Origin of the sequence: Pseudomonas sp. PB120, from assembly GCF_009761815.1 — a bacterium.
In the GTDB taxonomy this organism is placed as follows: Bacteria; Pseudomonadota; Gammaproteobacteria; order Pseudomonadales; family Pseudomonadaceae; genus Aquipseudomonas.
In genome coordinates this window covers 52,824-68,840 of the sequence record NZ_RWIN01000033.1, presented here as the reverse complement: position 1 = coordinate 68,840, position 16,017 = coordinate 52,824, and the positions used below count along the sequence as shown (strand labels likewise).

The window sequence follows — 16,017 nt, the reverse complement described above, 5'->3', positions numbered from 1 at the left end:
GCTAAATGAGCTTTTTTATCTCTAATGCCATGGCTGACGCCGCTGCACCTGCTGCTGCCGGCCCAATGGGCGGTGGTTTTGAGTGGATTTTCCTGGTCGGCTTCCTGGTCATCTTCTACCTGATGATCTGGCGTCCACAGGCCAAGCGCGCCAAAGAACAGAAGAACCTGCTGGGTAGCCTGCAGAAAGGCGACGAAGTTGTGACCACCGGTGGTATCGCCGGCAAGATCACTAAAGTAGCCGACGATTTCGTTGTTCTGGAAGTTTCCGACACCGTCGAAATGAAGTTCCAGAAGGGCGCTATTGCCGCCACGCTGCCAAAAGGCACGCTGAAAGCGATCTAAGTTTCAACTTCTACTCAATCGACGGGGCGCGCAAGGCGCCCCGCGTCATAAGCGGGCGGCGTGATGCTGAACAAATACCCTCTGTGGAAATACATTCTGATCCTGGCGGTGCTGGCGGTCGGTCTGATTTATTCCGCTCCCAATCTATATCCTGATGACCCGGCCATTCAGGTCAGCGGTGCGAGCACTGCGTTGCTGGTCAATCAGGCTGATCTGGATCGTGTGAGCGTTGCGCTCAAGGAATCCGGGATCAACGTCAAGGCAGCCACACTGGCGGCCAACGGCAAGGGCGGTCTGATTCGCCTGACCAAGGCTGAAGACCAGCTGCCGGCCAAAGACGTCGTGCGCAAGGCATTGGGTGATGACTACGTCGTTGCACTGAACCTGGCACAAACCACCCCGCAATGGCTGCGCAGCCTGGGCGCGCACCCAATGAAACTGGGTCTGGACTTGTCCGGTGGTGTGCACTTCCTGCTGGAAGTGGACATGGACAAAGCCCTCGACGCTCGCCTGAAAGTCTACGAAGGCGATGTGAAGAGCCTGTTGCGCAAAGAGAAGCTGCGCTATCGCAGCCTGCCGCAACTCAACGGTGCCATTCAGTTGGGCTTCAGTGATGAAGCGTCCCGCGAACAGGCCCGTGCACTGATCCGCAAGAACTTCAACGATTTCGACATTGTTCCGGCCGACCTCAATGGTCAGGCGGTACTGCGTCTGGCGATGACCCCGGCCAAGCTGGCGGAAATCCGCGAATACTCCATCAAGCAGAACTTGACCACGGTGCGTAACCGCGTCAACGAGCTGGGTGTTGCCGAACCGATCGTCCAGCGTCAGGGCGCCAACCGCATCGTGGTTGAGCTGCCGGGCGTTCAGGACACCGCAGAAGCCAAGCGTATCCTCGGCAAGACGGCCAACCTTGAGTTCCGTCTGGCCGCTGAGCCTGGCGCTTCGAAAGCCACTTCCGAGACTTTCGAGTTCCGTGAAGGCAAGCGTCCGCCGGCACAGATCGAGCGTGGCCTGATCATCACGGGCGACCAGGTGACTGATGCCAAGGCTGGCTTCGGCGAGCACGGCACGCCAGAAGTGAACATCCGTCTGGATGGTCACGGTGGCGAGCTGATGAGCCGCGCGACCCGCAGCAACGTCGGTCGCAGCATGGCGGTGATCTTCATCGAGCAGCGTCCGGTGACTACTTACGTCAAGCAAGTGGTTAACGGCGTCGAGAAAGACGTACCGGTTCAAACCTTCAAAGAAGAGAAGAAGATCATCAGCCTGGCGACCATCCAGTCGCCGCTGGGTGCTCAATTCCGCATCACTGGCCTGAACGGTCAGGGCGAATCGTCCGAACTGGCGCTGCTGTTGCGTGCCGGTGGTCTGGCGGCGCCAATGTACTTCGCTGAAGAGCGCACCATTGGCCCGAGCCTGGGTGCGGACAACATCACCAAAGGTATCGATGCATCGCTGTGGGGCATGCTGTTTGTCTCGCTGTTCATCATCGCCATCTACCGCTTCTTCGGCATCATCGCCACCGTCGCTCTGGCTGTGAACATGGTGTTGCTGCTGGCCCTGATGTCGCTGCTGGGTGCAACGCTGACCCTGCCGGGTATCGCCGGTATCGTGTTGACCATGGGTATGGCGGTCGACGCCAACGTTCTGATCTTCTCGCGGATTCGTGAAGAAATCGCGGCGGGCATGACCGTGCAACGGGCAATCAACGAAGGCTTCGGCCGGGCATTTACTGCGATTCTCGACGCCAACCTGACCACACTGTTGGTTGGCGGGATTCTCTTTGCGATGGGCACCGGCCCGGTCAAAGGCTTCGCAGTGACCATGTCCCTCGGGATCTTTACCTCGATGTTCACGGCCATCATGGTGACCCGCGCGATGGTCAACCTGATCTTCGGCGGTCGTGACTTCAAGAAGTTGTGGATTTAAGGGGCTGCCATGTTACGTACAATCAACTTCATGGGCGTTCGCAACTTTGCGTTCGGCGTCACATTGTTCCTTACGGCGCTGGCATTGTTCAGCTGCTTCCACAAGGGCATGAACTGGGGCCTGGACTTCACCGGCGGTACGCTCATCGAGCTGACCTACGAGCGTCCGGCCGATGTCACCAAGGTGCGTGAGCAGCTGGTCACTTCGGGTTACCACGAAGCCATCGTGCAGAGCTTCGGTGCGACTACCGATCTGCTGGTGCGGATGCCGGGTGAAGATCCGCAACTGGGTCACCAAGTGGCTGAAGCGCTGCTAAAGGTTGGCGGCGACAACCCGGCGACGGTCAAGCGCGTCGAGTTCGTCGGCCCGCAGGTGGGTGAAGAGCTGCGTGACCAGGGCGGCCTCGGCATGCTGATGGCGCTGGGCGGCATCCTGATCTACCTGGCCTTCCGCTTTCAGTGGAAATTCGCGGTCGGCGCCATCGTTTCGCTGATCCACGACGTGATCGTGACCATCGGTATCCTGTCGTTCTTCCAGATCACCTTCGACCTGACGGTGCTGGCGGCGGTACTGGCGATCATCGGTTACTCGCTCAACGACACCATCGTGGTATTCGACCGTGTCCGTGAGAACTTTCGTGTGCTGCGCAAGGCCAGCCTGATCGAGAACATCAACATCTCGACCACGCAAACCCTGCTGCGGACCATGGCGACGTCGATCTCCACCTTGCTGGCGATCGCGGCCCTGTTGTTCTTCGGCGGCGACAACCTGTTCGGCTTCTCCATCGCCCTGTTCATCGGTGTTCTGGCGGGTACCTACTCGTCGATCTACATCGCGAACGTGGTGCTGATCTGGCTGAACCTGAACAGCGAGGACCTGATTCCTCCTGCGGCGACCGAGAAGGAAGTCGACGACCGTCCATAACGGCCATCGCTTTTCCCATCTGTCAGCACAAAAAGGCGCGAGTTGAACTCGCGCCTTTTTTTGTGCTCCAAGGCTGGGAGAAGCGCGGGCATGTCCCGCATGTGATGGTCAGGAGGTTCATGTGAACAAGTCGATGCTGGTTGGTGCTGTACTGGGTGCTGTCGGTGTAACTGCCGGGGGCGCTGTGGCCACCTACAGCCTGGTTAAAAAAAGCGGCCCTGAGTATGCGCAAGTACTCGCCGTTGAGCCGGTCAAGACACAAATCAAGACTCCACGTGAAGTGTGCAAGGATGTAGCGGTCACCCGGCAAGCGCCGGTGAAAGATCAACACCAGATTGCCGGTACGGTGGTCGGTGCGCTGGCAGGTGGTCTGCTGGGTAACCAGATCGGCGGCGGCACGGGCAAGAAGATTGCCACGGTTGCAGGCGCGGTCGGTGGTGGTTACGCCGGCAACAAAGTTCAGGAAGGCATGCAAGAGCGTGACACCTACACCACGACACAGACTCGCTGTAACACCGTGAATGACATCAGCGACAAGGTTGTGGGTTACGACGTTCGTTACTCGCTGGACGGTAAGGAAGGCAAAGTGCGGATGGATCGCGATCCGGGTAACCAGATTCCGGTCGACAAGGAAGGCAAGTTGATCCTGTCGCAGAATCAGCCGAATCAATAAGCCGCTCAGATTCAAAAAAAAGCACCCTGCGGGGTGCTTTTTTTGTGCCCGCGATTTATGGGATGCCGCTGACTCACTGTAGGAGCGAGCCTGCTCGCGATGAACCCGAGAACGCCGCGGGGTGTCACGCGGTCAGCGTTATCGTTGACGACCATCGTCGGAACGCCGCCCGGAGCCGGCTCGCTCCTACAGGGGTAGGGGTGAGTTTGATGGGCATAAAAAAAGCACCCCGAAGGGTGCTTTTTCTGTCGCTGGACGCTTAGCGCTTCAGCGAAGCCGGCAGGTGCGGCTGGATCGCCGTCAGGACTGCCTTGAAGCATTTGGTGTTACCGGCAACAACGTGGCCTTTCTCAAGGAAGTCGTGACCGCCAGTGAAGTCGCTCACCAAGCCGCCCGCTTCCTGAATCAGCAGGGCGCCTGCAGCCATGTCCCACTCGGACAGGCCCGACTCCCAGAAGGCGTCGAAACGGCCGGCAGCCACGTAGGCCAGGTCCAGGCTCGCCGAGCCAGCGCGGCGGATGCCGGCGGTCTGGCCAACCAGGGCGCGGAACATGCCCAGGTAGTTGTCGAGGTTGTCCATTTGGTCGTCACGGAACGGGAAGCCGGTACCCAGCAGGGCGCCGTCCAGGCTGGTGCGGCCGCTGACGCGCAGGCGACGACCGTTCAGTTGAGCGCCGCGACCACGGCTGGCGGTGAATTCTTCCTGGCGAACCGGGTCCAGAACAACGGCGTGTTCCAGGCGACCGCGGTATTTGCAGGCGATGCTGACAGCGAAGTGAGGAATGCCGCGCAGGAAGTTGGTGGTGCCGTCCAGCGGATCGATGATCCACAGGTACTCTTCGCCTTCGATGCCGGTGCCGGCGTGCATGCCGGTCTCTTCACCCATGATCGAGTGATTCGGGTACGCCTTGCGCAGCGCGTCGATGATTTTCTGCTCGGCGGCGCGGTCCACCTCGGATACGTAATCCTTGGCGTCTTTTTCGTCGACCTTGATGGTATCCAGGCGCTCGATGGAGCGGAAGATCAATTCACTGGCGCTGCGGGCGGCGCGCAGCGCGATATTCAGCATGGGCTGCATGGATGTGTCACCTAAGGTTGTTAAAGAAAGCCGGGCATTCTATCAGAAAGTTTCTACAGGAGAAGGTCGGTGTTCGCTTTCATAGCTTAACGGTAGTAGGCGCTGTAAGATTCGGCTCCCCTTTTTGTGTTCGAGAGCGCCTCCCTTGCTGCATAACATTCGTGTCGTCCTGGTCAATACCAGCCACCCCGGCAATATCGGCGGGGCTGCGCGTGCCATGAAGAACATGGGCCTGTCGCGGCTGGTGCTGGTCGAACCGCGGTTGTTCCCGCACCACGAGGCCGATGCTCGTGCTTCCGGCGCCGGGGACATCCTTGAAAACGCGCAAGTCGTCGCCACTTTGGAAGATGCCTTGGTCGGCTGCAATCTGGTGCTCGGCACCAGCGCCCGCGACCGTCGCATTCCCTGGCCGCTGCTTGATCCTCGCGAATGCGGGACCAAAGTGGTCGAGGAAGCCGGGCAGGGCGCCGAGATTGCCCTAGTGTTCGGTCGTGAAGATTCCGGCCTGACCAATGAAGAGCTGCAGCGATGTCATTATCACGTGCACATCCCATCAGACCCTGAGTTCAGCTCGCTGAACCTTGGGGCGGCGGTGCAGGTGTTGAGTTATGAAGTGCGCATGTCCTGGCTCGCGGCCCAAGGCCAGCCCAGCAAGGTCGAGAAGGATGAAGTGGCGTCCACCAAAAGTGGTGAGCTGGCGACCATGGATGAGCTGGAGCGATTCTATGAGCACCTGGAACAAACCCTGGTGGCCATCGAGTTTCTCGATCCGGAAAAGCCACGGCACTTGATGGCGCGCCTGCGCCGGTTGTACGGACGAAGCTCGGTCAGCCGGGCGGAAATGAATATATTGCGTGGCATCCTCACGGAAACCCAAAAAGCGGCCCGTGGTGAGCTTCTGAAGCGGAAGGATTAATGATGTTCGAGCGTTTGCGTGAAGATATCCAAAGCGTATTCCACCGAGACCCGGCGGCGCGTAACGCTTTTGAAGTACTGACTTGCTACCCGGGCATGCACGCGATCTGGATTCACCGTTTGTCGGCAATGTTGTGGCGCGCAGATTTGAAGTGGCTGGCGCGGCTGGTGTCGAACTTCGGGCGCTGGTTGACCGGAATCGAGATTCATCCGGGAGCCAAGGTTGGTCGTCGTTTCTTCATTGACCATGGAATGGGCATCGTCATTGGTGAAACCGCTGAAATCGGCGATGACGTCACGATTTACCAGGGCGTGACCTTGGGTGGCACCAGCTGGAACAAGGGCAAGCGTCACCCGACGCTGGGTGATGGCGTGGTGGTTGGTGCGGGCGCGAAGGTGCTCGGTCCGTTCACTGTCGGGGCCGGCGCCAAGGTGGGCTCCAATGCAGTTGTGACCAAAGAAGTGCCGCCGGGCGCCACCGTGGTGGGTATCCCGGGCCGCATCATCGTCAAATCCGACGAAGAGCAGGACGCCAAGCGCAAGGCCATGGCCGAGAAGATCGGCTTCGATGCCTACGGTGTGACTGAAGACATGCCCGATCCGGTGGCGCGCGCCATTAATCAGTTGCTCGACCATTTGCAGGCGGTCGATGGGCGACTGGAGGGGATGTGCGGGGCGTTGAAGGATCTGGGCAGTAATTACTGTGCGAAAGATCTGCCTGAGCTGCGTGAAGAAGACTTTGCGTGTGTGAAGGACAAGGATCAAAGCCAGGCCAGCTGACGAGCGTGCCCCCCCCCTTCCTGTAGGAGCGAGCATGCTCGCGATGGGCCCGAGAGCGCCGCGGGGTGTCAGGCGCCCCGCGTAATCGTTGACGACCATCGCGAGCATGCTCGCTCCTACAGTGGGAAACGATAACGCGCAATTGCTGGCTGTACCGCCCCAGCCTTTGCTATGATGCCGCCGCTCTTTTGCGGGTAAACCTGACTAAAGTACTAGGTCTTATAGTTGACTTAAATACTCGGGAATTGCATACTCGCCCCATTCCGAACTCCGTGGTAATTGTCCATGCGACTGACTACAAAAGGCCGATACGCCGTGACCGCCATGCTCGATCTGGCGTTGCACGCGCAGCACGGGCCCGTGTCCCTGGCCGATATCTCCGAGCGCCAAGGCATCTCCCTGTCCTACCTCGAACAGCTTTTCGCCAAATTGCGCCGCAGCAATCTGGTCTCCAGCGTCCGTGGTCCGGGTGGCGGCTACCAGCTGTCCCGCGACATGCAGGGCATCCAGGTCGCCCAGGTGATCGATGCGGTAAACGAATCGGTCGATGCCACCAAGTGTCAAGGCCAAGGTGATTGCCATCAAGGCGACACCTGCCTGACTCACCACTTGTGGTGCGATCTGAGCTTGCAGATTCACGAATTTCTGAGCGGTATCAGCTTGGCTGATCTTGTCACTCGCCGTGAGGTACAAGAAGTAGCCCAGCGTCAGGACCAGCGTCGTTGCAACAGCAAGACGCCACGCCTGGACAAGATTGAAGCGTCCGCCGTCGAATGACAGCCAAAGAGCTAGCGGCACGCCAGCCAGCCTGATTTAGGAGATAGTCCATGAAATTGCCGATTTACCTTGATTACTCTGCGACCACACCGGTTGATCCACGTGTTGCGCAAAAAATGAGTGAATGCCTGCTGGTCGACGGAAACTTCGGTAACCCGGCGTCCCGTTCCCACGTATTCGGCTGGAAAGCTGAAGAGTCCGTCGAAAACGCTCGTCGTCAGGTCGCAGACCTGGTCAACGCCGACCCGCGTGAAATCGTCTGGACTTCCGGCGCCACCGAGTCCGACAACCTGGCAATCAAGGGTGCGGCGCATTTCTATGCGACCAAGGGCAAACACCTGATCACCACCAAGATTGAGCACAAGGCTGTCCTCGACACCATGCGCCAACTGGAGCGTGAAGGCTTCGAAGTCACTTACATCGAGCCTCGCACCGACGGTCTGGTTACGCCGGAAATGATCGAAGCTGAACTGCGTGACGACACCATCCTGGTTTCGGTCATGCACGTGAACAACGAAATCGGCACCATCAACGACATCGCAGCCATCGGCGAACTGACCCGCTCCAAGGGTATTCTGTTCCACGTCGACGCCGCTCAGTCCACCGGCAAGGTCGACATCGACCTGTCGAAGCTGAAAGTCGACATGATGTCGTTCTCCGCCCACAAGACTTACGGCCCTAAAGGTATCGGCGCGCTGTACGTGAGCCGCAAGCCGCGTGTTCGCATCGAAGCGACCATGCATGGCGGCGGTCACGAGCGCGGCATGCGTTCCGGCACCCTGGCGACCCACCAGATCGTCGGCATGGGCGAAGCGTTCCGTGTTGCCAAAGAAGACATGGCGGCCGAGAACGTGCGCATCAAAGCGCTGAGCGACCGTTTCTACAAGCAGGTCGAGCATCTGGAAGAGCTGTACGTCAACGGCAGCCTGACTGCCCGCGTTCCGCACAACCTGAACCTGAGCTTCAACTACGTTGAAGGCGAATCGCTGATCATGGCCCTCAAGGACCTGGCGGTTTCGTCCGGTTCGGCCTGCACCTCGGCGTCCCTTGAGCCTTCGTACGTACTGCGCGCCCTGGGCCGCAACGACGAACTGGCACACAGCTCGATCCGCTTCACCTTCGGTCGTTTCACCACCGAAGAAGAAATCGACTACGCCGCGCAGAAAGTCTGCGAGGCCGTTACCAAGCTGCGCGCTCTGTCGCCGCTGTGGGACATGTACAAAGACGGTGTCGACATTTCGAAAATCGAGTGGGCGGCACACTGATTTCAAGTCGCCGCAAATCAGCCCTGTAATACCAAGGTTTGCAGGGCTTCAAGAGCGACTCTCTGATGAGTGAGGATTAAGAATCATGGCTTACAGCGAAAAGGTCATCGACCACTACGAAAACCCGCGTAACGTCGGCAAGATGGACGCGGAAGACCCGGATGTCGGCACTGGCATGGTCGGCGCTCCGGCGTGCGGCGACGTTATGCGCCTGCAAATCAAGGTCAACGAGCAAGGCATCATCGAAGACGCCAAGTTCAAGACCTACGGTTGCGGTTCGGCTATCGCCTCCAGCTCCCTGGCGACCGAGTGGATGAAAGGCAAGACTCTGGATGAAGCAGAGACCATCAAAAACACTCAGCTGGCCGAAGAACTGGCACTGCCGCCGGTAAAAATTCACTGCTCCGTACTCGCTGAAGACGCTATCAAAGCGGCCGTTCGCGATTACAAGCAGAAGAAAGGCTTGATCTGACTTTCAAGATTTGGCGACGAGTAAGGAGTCACCGATGGCTATCAGCATGACAGAAGCGGCTGCTCAACACGTGCGACGCTCCCTCAACGGGCGCGGCAAAGGTGAGGGGATTCGTCTGGGTGTTCGCACCACGGGCTGTTCCGGCCTTGCCTACGTGCTGGAGTTTGTCGACGAGGTGGTTGAAGAGGATCAAGTGTTCGAAAGTCACGGCGAGAAAGTGATCATCGACCCTAAAAGCCTGGCCTACCTGGACGGCACCGAACTCGATTTCGTCAAGGAAGGGTTGAACGAAGGCTTCAAGTTCAACAACCCCAACGTACGCGGTGAATGTGGCTGCGGCGAAAGCTTCAACATCTGAGGCTGCTCGTGGGTACTCCTTGTCATTTCGCTTTATTCGAGCTGCAACCGGGCTTCAATCTGGATCTCGACCAGCTGGCTACGCGCTACCGTGAGTTGGCGCGCAGTGTCCATCCAGACCGCTTTGCCGACGCTTCCGAGCGGGAGCAGCGGCTGGCGCTAGAGCAATCCGCGAGCCTCAACGAGGCCTACCAGACGCTCAAGAGTCCACCCAAGCGCGCGCGTTACCTGCTCGCCTTGAACGGTGGTGAGCTGCCGCTGGAGGTCACGGTGCATGATCCGGAGTTTCTTCTGCAACAGATGGAGTTGCGCGAAGAGCTCGAAGACCTGCAGGACAGCGCCGACCTGAATGGCGTTGCCGTCTTCAAGCGCCGGTTGAAAGCGGCTCAGGAAAAACTGAACGACAGTTTCGCAGCCTGCTGGAATGATGCAGCGCAACGTGAACAGGCCGAACGCCTGATGCGGCGCATGCAGTTCCTCGACAAGCTCACCTACGAAGTGCGCCAGTTAGAAGAGCGCCTCGACGATTAACCCAGTGCCGCTCCGGTCGCACGCCTGATATACAGATAAGTCCTGATAACGATGGCCCTACTGCAGATCGCCGAACCCGGCCAAAGTCCTCAACCGCACCAGCGTCGTCTGGCTGTGGGGATCGACTTGGGCACTACCAATTCGCTGGTCGCTGCGTTGCGCAGTGGACTTTCCGAGCCCCTGGCCGATGCTGACGGGCAGGTCATTCTGCCGTCCGCCGTGCGCTATCACGCTGATCGCGTCGAAGTGGGCGAGTCCGCCAAGCTGGCTGCCGCCACCGATCCCTTGAACACCGTGCTGTCGGTCAAGCGCTTGATGGGTCGTGGTCTGTCCGACGTCAAGCAATTGGGCGATCAGCTGCCGTACCGCTTTGTCGGCGGCGAATCGCACATGCCGTTCATCGATACGATCCAGGGCCCGAAAAGCCCGGTCGAAGTCTCCGCCGATATCCTCAAGGTGCTGCGTCAGCGCGCCGAGGCGACGCTGGGCGGTGAGCTGGTGGGCGCGGTGATCACCGTTCCGGCCTATTTCGATGATGCTCAGCGTCAAGCCACCAAGGATGCGGCCAAGCTGGCCGGTCTGAACGTGCTGCGTTTGCTCAATGAGCCGACCGCCGCTGCGGTGGCTTACGGTCTGGATCAGCACGCCGAAGGCCTGGTCGCGATTTATGACCTGGGCGGCGGTACTTTCGATATTTCGATCCTGCGTCTGACCGGTGGTGTGTTTGAGGTTCTGGCGACCGGCGGCGACAGCGCCCTGGGCGGCGATGACTTCGATCACGCGATTGCCGGCTGGATCATCGAGAGTGCTGGTTTGTCGGCTGACCTCGATCCGGGCGCGCAACGTCATTTGCTGCAAACCGCCTGTGCGGCCAAAGAAGCCCTCACCAATGCCTCGTCCGTCGAAGTTGCTTACGGCGACTGGAAAGCCGAACTGAGCCGTGAAGCCTTCAATGCGCTGATCGAGCCGATGGTTGCCCGCAGCCTGAAAGCCTGCCGCCGCGCAGTGCGAGATTCCGGTGTTGAGCTGGAAGAAGTGCACGCAGTGGTTATGGTTGGCGGCTCGACCCGTGTACCTCGCGTCCGCGAAGCCGTGGCTGAAGCCTTCGGTCGCCAGCCTCTGACTGAAATCGACCCGGATCAAGTGGTGGCCATCGGTGCCGCGATCCAGGCCGATACCCTGGCTGGCAACAAGCGTGACGGCGAAGAACTGCTGCTGCTTGACGTGATTCCATTGTCCCTGGGGCTGGAAACCATGGGCGGCCTGATGGAGAAGGTGATTCCGCGCAACACCACCATCCCGGTTGCCCGCGCCCAGGACTTCACGACGTACAAAGATGGCCAGTCGGCCATGGCGATCCATGTGTTGCAGGGTGAGCGCGAGCTGATCAGCGATTGCCGTTCCCTGGCGCGCTTTGAATTGCGTGGTATCCCGTCGATGGTGGCGGGTGCGGCGAAGATTCGCGTGACCTTCCAGGTCGATGCCGATGGTCTGCTGAGTGTTTCGGCCCGTGAACTGGGCTCGGGCGTCGAGGCGAGCATTCAGGTCAAGCCGTCCTACGGCCTGACGGACGGTGAAATCGCCAAGATGCTCAAGGATTCGTTCCAGCACGCCAACGATGACAAGGTCGCCCGCGTACTGCGTGAGCAGCAGGTCGATGCCCAGCGCCTGATCGAAGCGGTGCAAGCCGCCCTCGATGCCGACGGCGAGCGTTTGCTCGACGCCGAAGAGCGTATGGTCATCGAGCTGCAGATGCAGGAATTGACCGAACTGATGAAAGGTACCGATGGTTTTGCCATCGAGCAGCAGACCAAGCGTCTGTCGCAAGTGACCGATGCCTTTGCTGCCCGCCGCCTGGACTCGACGGTGAAAGCCGCGCTGGCGGGGCGCAACCTGAACGAGATTGAGGAATAACGATGCCGCAGGTCATTTTTCTGCCACACGATAAGTTTTGCCCTGAAGGCATGGTTGTGGAGGCTGAGCCCGGTACATCGATTCTCGATTTGGCGCATGAACACCACATTGAGATGGAAAGTGCCTGTGGCGGTGTCTGTGCCTGCACTACCTGCCACTGCATCATCCGCGAAGGTTTTGACTCGCTGGAAGAAGCGGACGAGCTGGAAGAAGACTTTCTTGATCGGGCCTGGGGTCTGGAAGCGCAATCGCGTCTCGGTTGCCAGGCAATCGTCGGGAATGAAGACCTGACCGTCGAAATTCCGAAATACTCGCTCAATCACGCAGCCGAAGCGCCGCACTGATTCAAGGAATTGTCATGAGTCTCAAGTGGACTGATGTGCTGGAAATCGCGATCCAGCTCGCTGAAAGCAAGCCTGATGTTGACCCTATGGCGGTCAACTTCGTCGATCTGCGTAAGTGGGTGATGGAATTGCCCGAATTCGACGACAAGCCTGAGCATTGTGGCGAAAAGATCCTGGAGGCCATTCAGGCCCACTGGATCGAAGAACGCGACTGAGCCACGCTGCAGGTTAGGCAATACCCAAGAACCCGCGTATAATTCGCGGGTTTAATTTTTCACAAATTACCGTTTCTGGAGTTACACCATGGCAGTTCAACGTACTTTCTCCATCATCAAGCCTGACGCTGTTGCAAAAAACGTCATCGGCGAGATCACCACTCGTTTCGAAAAAGCAGGCCTGCGCGTTGTAGCTTCGAAACTGAAGCAACTGTCCAAAGCTGAAGCTGAAGGCTTCTACGCTGAGCACAGCGCTCGTGGTTTCTTCGGCGACCTGGTTGCTTTCATGATCTCCGGTCCTGTTGTTGTTCAGGTTCTGGAAGGCGAAAACGCTATCGCTCTGAACCGTGAGCTGATGGGCGCTACCAACCCTAAAGAAGCTGCAGCTGGCACCATCCGTGCTGACTTCGCTGACTCCATCGACGCCAACGCTGTACACGGTTCGGACTCCGAAGCCGCTGCTGCTCGCGAAATCTCGTACTTCTTCGCAGCTACTGAAGTAACCACTCGCTAAGCATTGGCTTAAGAGTGAAGGTGAATCCATGACTACATCGACTGTAAAAACCAACCTGCTGGGTCTGACTCAACAGGAAATGGAAAAATTCTTCGACTCAATCGGGGAGAAGCGTTTCCGTGCCGGTCAGGTAATGAAATGGATTCACCACCTTGGCGTCGATGATTTCGACGCCATGACGAACGTCAGCAAGGCCTTGCGCGACAAGCTCAAGGCTATTGCCGAAGTTCGCGGTCCCGAAGTTGTCAGCGAGGACATCTCCACCGACGGCACCCGCAAATGGGTGGTGCGCGTGGCGTCCGGCAGCTGCGTCGAGACCGTGTACATTCCCCAGGGCAAACGCGGCACTTTGTGCGTTTCGTCCCAGGCAGGCTGTGCCCTGGATTGCAGTTTCTGCTCCACCGGCAAGCAAGGTTTCAACAGCAACCTCACCGCCGCCGAAGTCATCGGCCAGGTGTGGATTGCCAACAAATCGTTCGGCAGCATCCCGGCGACCGCCGACCGTGCCATCACCAACGTGGTGATGATGGGCATGGGTGAGCCGCTGCTGAACTTCGACAACGTCGTGGCCGCCATGCATCTGATGATGGATGACCTGGGCTACGGGATTTCCAAGCGCCGCGTGACCCTGTCCACTTCGGGCGTGGTGCCGATGATCGATGAGCTGTCCAAGCACATCGACGTCTCCCTGGCGTTGTCGCTGCACGCACCAAACGACGCATTGCGTAACCAATTGGTGCCGATCAACAAGAAATATCCGCTTAAGATGCTGCTCGAGTCGTGCCAGCGCTACATGTCGTCCCTGGGCGAAAAACGCGTGCTGACCATCGAGTACACCTTGCTCAAGGACATCAACGACAAGGTTGAACATGCCGTTGAGATGATCGAGTTGCTCAAGAACATCCCGTGCAAGATCAACTTGATTCCGTTCAACCCGTTCCCGCATTCCGGTTACGAGCGTCCGAGCAACAACGCGATTCGTCGTTTCCAGGATCAGCTTCACCATGCTGGCTTCAACGTTACCGTCCGCACCACCCGTGGTGAAGACATCGATGCCGCATGCGGTCAATTGGTAGGGCAGGTGCTGGATCGCACCCGTCGTAGCGAGCGTTATATCGCCGTGCGCGAGTTGAGCGCCGAAAACGATATCGCACAGAACGCTGCGAACAATAATTAAGAGAGGATCTCTATGTCCCTGCGCTTCGCGCTGCTGTTGCTGTGGGCCAGCCTGTGTGCTGGTTGTGTCCTGTCGGGCGACTTCAACCCGATGAAGACCAGCAAGGGCCGTGATGAAGCGCGTGCCGCTTACGTGCAGCTGGGCCTGGGGTACTTGCAGCAAGGCATGACCGAGCGCGCCAAGGTTCCGCTGAAGAAAGCGCTGGAGCTGGATGAATCCGACCCGGATGCCAACGCGGCGCTTGGGTTGGTGTTCCAGGCCGAGATGGAACCGGAACTGGCGGACCAGCATTTTCGCAAGGCGCTGTCCTCTCGTCCCACCGGTGCACGAATCCTGAACAATTACGGTAGTTTTCTTTACGAAGAAAAGCGTTACAAAGAGGCCTACGAGCGCTTCGAACAAGCGGCCGCCGATACCTTGTATCCTGAGCGTTCTCGGGTGTTCGAGAGCCTTGGGATGACCGCTTCGAAGCTTGGCCAGCGTGAACTGGCCCAGCAGCAACTGGAAAAAGCCCTGCGTTTGAATCGCCAACAGCCACGGGCATTGCTGGAAATGGCTGAGTTGTCGTTCGAAGACAGGCATTATGTGCCCGCGCGTGACTATTACGACCGTTTTAGCCTGCTGACCGAACAAAATGCACGTAGTCTATTGCTCGGCGTTCGGCTGGCAAAAGTGTTTGAAGATCGCGACAAGGCCGCCAGTTTTGGCCTGCAATTAAAACGACTCTATCCCGGTACGCCGGAATATCAGCAATACCTGTCGGAGCAATGATGAAAGCGGCGCATCCCGAAGTTGTAGCAGCGAATCGCGTTAACCCCGGTGAGACTTTGCGCCAGGCCCGCGAAAGCAATGGCTGGTCGCTGGCCGAAGTGGCCCTCAAGCTCAACCTCACCGTCAATTCCCTGAGCAATCTGGAAGCCGGCGCTTTCGACAAGCTGCCTGGGCATACCTTTGCTCGCGGTTACATCCGCGCGTATGCCAAGTTGCTGGGCATGGATCAAACCGTGCTGGTTCAGCAATTCGACCAATCCACCGGCACCGATTCCCAGGGTAGCAGCGTTCACAGCCTGGGTCGCATCGAAGAGCCGGTCCGGGTTTCCCATACCATTTTGCGCATTGTCAGCCTGCTGTTGCTGATCGCAGTGATTGGCGGTGGTTTTATCTGGTGGCAGGATCAAACGTCATCGCGCACCAAGGACCAGGTCAGCCTGAGCCCGGAGCACGTTGAAGTCGAAGGCGCCGACGGTACCACCCAGATCCATCCGCTGGACGAGCCGGAAGACCAGGCCGTCGCGGAAGGTCAGGCCGAAGGCAGCACCACTGCGCTCGCGTTGCCGCAAGCCGAAACCTCGGCTGAGGCACCGGCCGAAGCGGCACCGATCACGCCGACCGCACCCGTTGCAGCACCGGCCGCTCCGGCACCGGCGGCTCCGGTTCACAGCACTGCTCCGGCTGTCGCGGCGCCTGCGGCCCCAACGCTGGCGGCTCCTGTTGTTTCGGCTCCGCCTGCAACCGCTTCCGTGACGCCGACCATCCCCGCTCCAGCCGCTGCTCCAGTTGCCGGCCAGGGCCAGGTTCAACTGCAATTCACCGCCGATTGCTGGACGCAAGTGACCGATGGCACCGGCAAGGTGCTGTTGAGCGGCCTCAAGCGTAAGGGTGAAAGCGTTTCCGTCAGCGGCAAGCCGCCATTTGCCGTGCGCCTGGGCTTCGCTCGTGGCGCGCAGGTCAGCTACAACGGGCAGGTGGTTGATGTCGCTCCGTTCACCAGTGGCGAGACTGCTCGCCTGAAGTTGGGTCAATAA

At 58.9% G+C, this 16,017-nt stretch carries 19 protein-coding genes; 18 read left to right on the top strand and 1 reads right to left on the bottom strand.

Features of this window, described 5'->3' with window-relative positions:
• Nucleotides 1-5: 5 nt before the first annotated feature.
• The 4 genes from yajC (at nucleotide 6) to EJA72_RS05350 (ending at nucleotide 3,873) form a co-directional block, all read left to right on the top strand.
• Nucleotides 6-344, top strand: coding sequence for a preprotein translocase subunit YajC (yajC, locus tag EJA72_RS05365; protein WP_003185175.1), 339 nt, complete (start codon nucleotides 6-8; stop codon nucleotides 342-344).
• A gap of 63 nt (nucleotides 345-407) precedes the next feature.
• Nucleotides 408-2,276 carry a protein translocase subunit SecD gene (gene secD, locus EJA72_RS05360; protein ID WP_157710470.1) on the top strand — a complete coding sequence of 623 codons (1,869 nt, stop codon included), beginning with the start codon at nucleotides 408-410 and terminating at the stop codon, nucleotides 2,274-2,276.
• A 9-nt stretch (nucleotides 2,277-2,285) separates the two neighbouring features.
• Nucleotides 2,286-3,200: a protein translocase subunit SecF gene (secF, locus tag EJA72_RS05355; RefSeq protein WP_157710469.1), complete on the top strand. Its 915-nt coding sequence runs from the start codon at nucleotides 2,286-2,288 to the stop codon at nucleotides 3,198-3,200.
• A gap of 121 nt (nucleotides 3,201-3,321) precedes the next feature.
• The gene (locus EJA72_RS05350) at nucleotides 3,322-3,873 is read left to right on the top strand and encodes a glycine zipper 2TM domain-containing protein (RefSeq protein WP_178129067.1); all 552 of its coding nucleotides are present in this window, start codon (nucleotides 3,322-3,324) and stop codon (nucleotides 3,871-3,873) included.
• Nucleotides 3,874-4,132: 259 nt separating this feature from the next.
• Here EJA72_RS05350 and suhB read toward each other — a convergent pair whose 3' ends face one another.
• The gene (suhB, locus tag EJA72_RS05345) at nucleotides 4,133-4,951 is read right to left on the bottom strand and encodes an inositol-phosphate phosphatase (RefSeq protein ID WP_007982736.1); all 819 of its coding nucleotides are present in this window, start codon (nucleotides 4,949-4,951) and stop codon (nucleotides 4,133-4,135) included.
• 145 nt (nucleotides 4,952-5,096) lie between these two features.
• Here suhB and trmJ point away from each other — a divergent pair, with 145 nt between their 5' ends.
• The 14 genes from trmJ (at nucleotide 5,097) to EJA72_RS05275 (ending at nucleotide 16,017) form a co-directional block, all read left to right on the top strand.
• The gene (trmJ, locus tag EJA72_RS05340) at nucleotides 5,097-5,867 is read left to right on the top strand and encodes a tRNA (cytosine(32)/uridine(32)-2'-O)-methyltransferase TrmJ (protein ID WP_157710468.1); all 771 of its coding nucleotides are present in this window, start codon (nucleotides 5,097-5,099) and stop codon (nucleotides 5,865-5,867) included.
• A gap of 2 nt (nucleotides 5,868-5,869) precedes the next feature.
• The gene (gene cysE, locus EJA72_RS05335; RefSeq protein WP_007982740.1) at nucleotides 5,870-6,646 is read left to right on the top strand and encodes a serine O-acetyltransferase; all 777 of its coding nucleotides are present in this window, start codon (nucleotides 5,870-5,872) and stop codon (nucleotides 6,644-6,646) included.
• Nucleotides 6,647-6,931: 285 nt separating this feature from the next.
• On the top strand, nucleotides 6,932-7,423 hold the full coding sequence (iscR, locus tag EJA72_RS05330; RefSeq protein WP_008042436.1) for a Fe-S cluster assembly transcriptional regulator IscR: 492 nt from the start codon (nucleotides 6,932-6,934) through the stop codon (nucleotides 7,421-7,423).
• 50 nt (nucleotides 7,424-7,473) lie between these two features.
• The gene (locus tag EJA72_RS05325; RefSeq protein ID WP_157710467.1) at nucleotides 7,474-8,688 is read left to right on the top strand and encodes an IscS subfamily cysteine desulfurase; all 1,215 of its coding nucleotides are present in this window, start codon (nucleotides 7,474-7,476) and stop codon (nucleotides 8,686-8,688) included.
• 85 nt (nucleotides 8,689-8,773) lie between these two features.
• Nucleotides 8,774-9,160 (top strand): Fe-S cluster assembly scaffold IscU, encoded by a 387-nt coding sequence (gene iscU, locus EJA72_RS05320; protein ID WP_003443374.1) that lies wholly within the window; start codon nucleotides 8,774-8,776, stop codon nucleotides 9,158-9,160.
• Nucleotides 9,161-9,194: 34 nt separating this feature from the next.
• The gene (gene iscA, locus EJA72_RS05315) at nucleotides 9,195-9,518 is read left to right on the top strand and encodes an iron-sulfur cluster assembly protein IscA (RefSeq protein ID WP_157710466.1); all 324 of its coding nucleotides are present in this window, start codon (nucleotides 9,195-9,197) and stop codon (nucleotides 9,516-9,518) included.
• A gap of 8 nt (nucleotides 9,519-9,526) precedes the next feature.
• Nucleotides 9,527-10,048 (top strand): co-chaperone HscB, encoded by a 522-nt coding sequence (gene hscB, locus EJA72_RS05310; RefSeq protein WP_178129065.1) that lies wholly within the window; start codon nucleotides 9,527-9,529, stop codon nucleotides 10,046-10,048.
• A 51-nt stretch (nucleotides 10,049-10,099) separates the two neighbouring features.
• A complete protein-coding gene (gene hscA / locus EJA72_RS05305) occupies nucleotides 10,100-11,962 on the top strand; it encodes a Fe-S protein assembly chaperone HscA (RefSeq protein ID WP_157710464.1) in 1,863 nt (620 codons plus the stop codon).
• A gap of 2 nt (nucleotides 11,963-11,964) precedes the next feature.
• Nucleotides 11,965-12,306, top strand: coding sequence for an ISC system 2Fe-2S type ferredoxin (fdx, locus tag EJA72_RS05300; protein WP_157710463.1), 342 nt, complete (start codon nucleotides 11,965-11,967; stop codon nucleotides 12,304-12,306).
• Nucleotides 12,307-12,320: 14 nt separating this feature from the next.
• Nucleotides 12,321-12,521 carry a Fe-S cluster assembly protein IscX gene (iscX, locus tag EJA72_RS05295; protein WP_157710462.1) on the top strand — a complete coding sequence of 67 codons (201 nt, stop codon included), beginning with the start codon at nucleotides 12,321-12,323 and terminating at the stop codon, nucleotides 12,519-12,521.
• Nucleotides 12,522-12,609: 88 nt separating this feature from the next.
• A complete protein-coding gene (gene ndk, locus EJA72_RS05290; protein WP_007916882.1) occupies nucleotides 12,610-13,035 on the top strand; it encodes a nucleoside-diphosphate kinase in 426 nt (141 codons plus the stop codon).
• Between the two features lie 28 nt (nucleotides 13,036-13,063).
• Entirely contained in the window at nucleotides 13,064-14,212 is a 1,149-nt protein-coding gene (gene rlmN / locus EJA72_RS05285; RefSeq protein ID WP_074873948.1) for a 23S rRNA (adenine(2503)-C(2))-methyltransferase RlmN, read from the top strand.
• A gap of 12 nt (nucleotides 14,213-14,224) precedes the next feature.
• Nucleotides 14,225-14,983: a type IV pilus biogenesis/stability protein PilW gene (gene pilW / locus EJA72_RS05280; protein WP_157710461.1), complete on the top strand. Its 759-nt coding sequence runs from the start codon at nucleotides 14,225-14,227 to the stop codon at nucleotides 14,981-14,983.
• Nucleotides 14,983-16,017, top strand: coding sequence for a RodZ family helix-turn-helix domain-containing protein (locus tag EJA72_RS05275; protein WP_157710460.1), 1,035 nt, complete (start codon nucleotides 14,983-14,985; stop codon nucleotides 16,015-16,017). The genes pilW and EJA72_RS05275 overlap by 1 nt, the downstream gene beginning before the upstream one ends.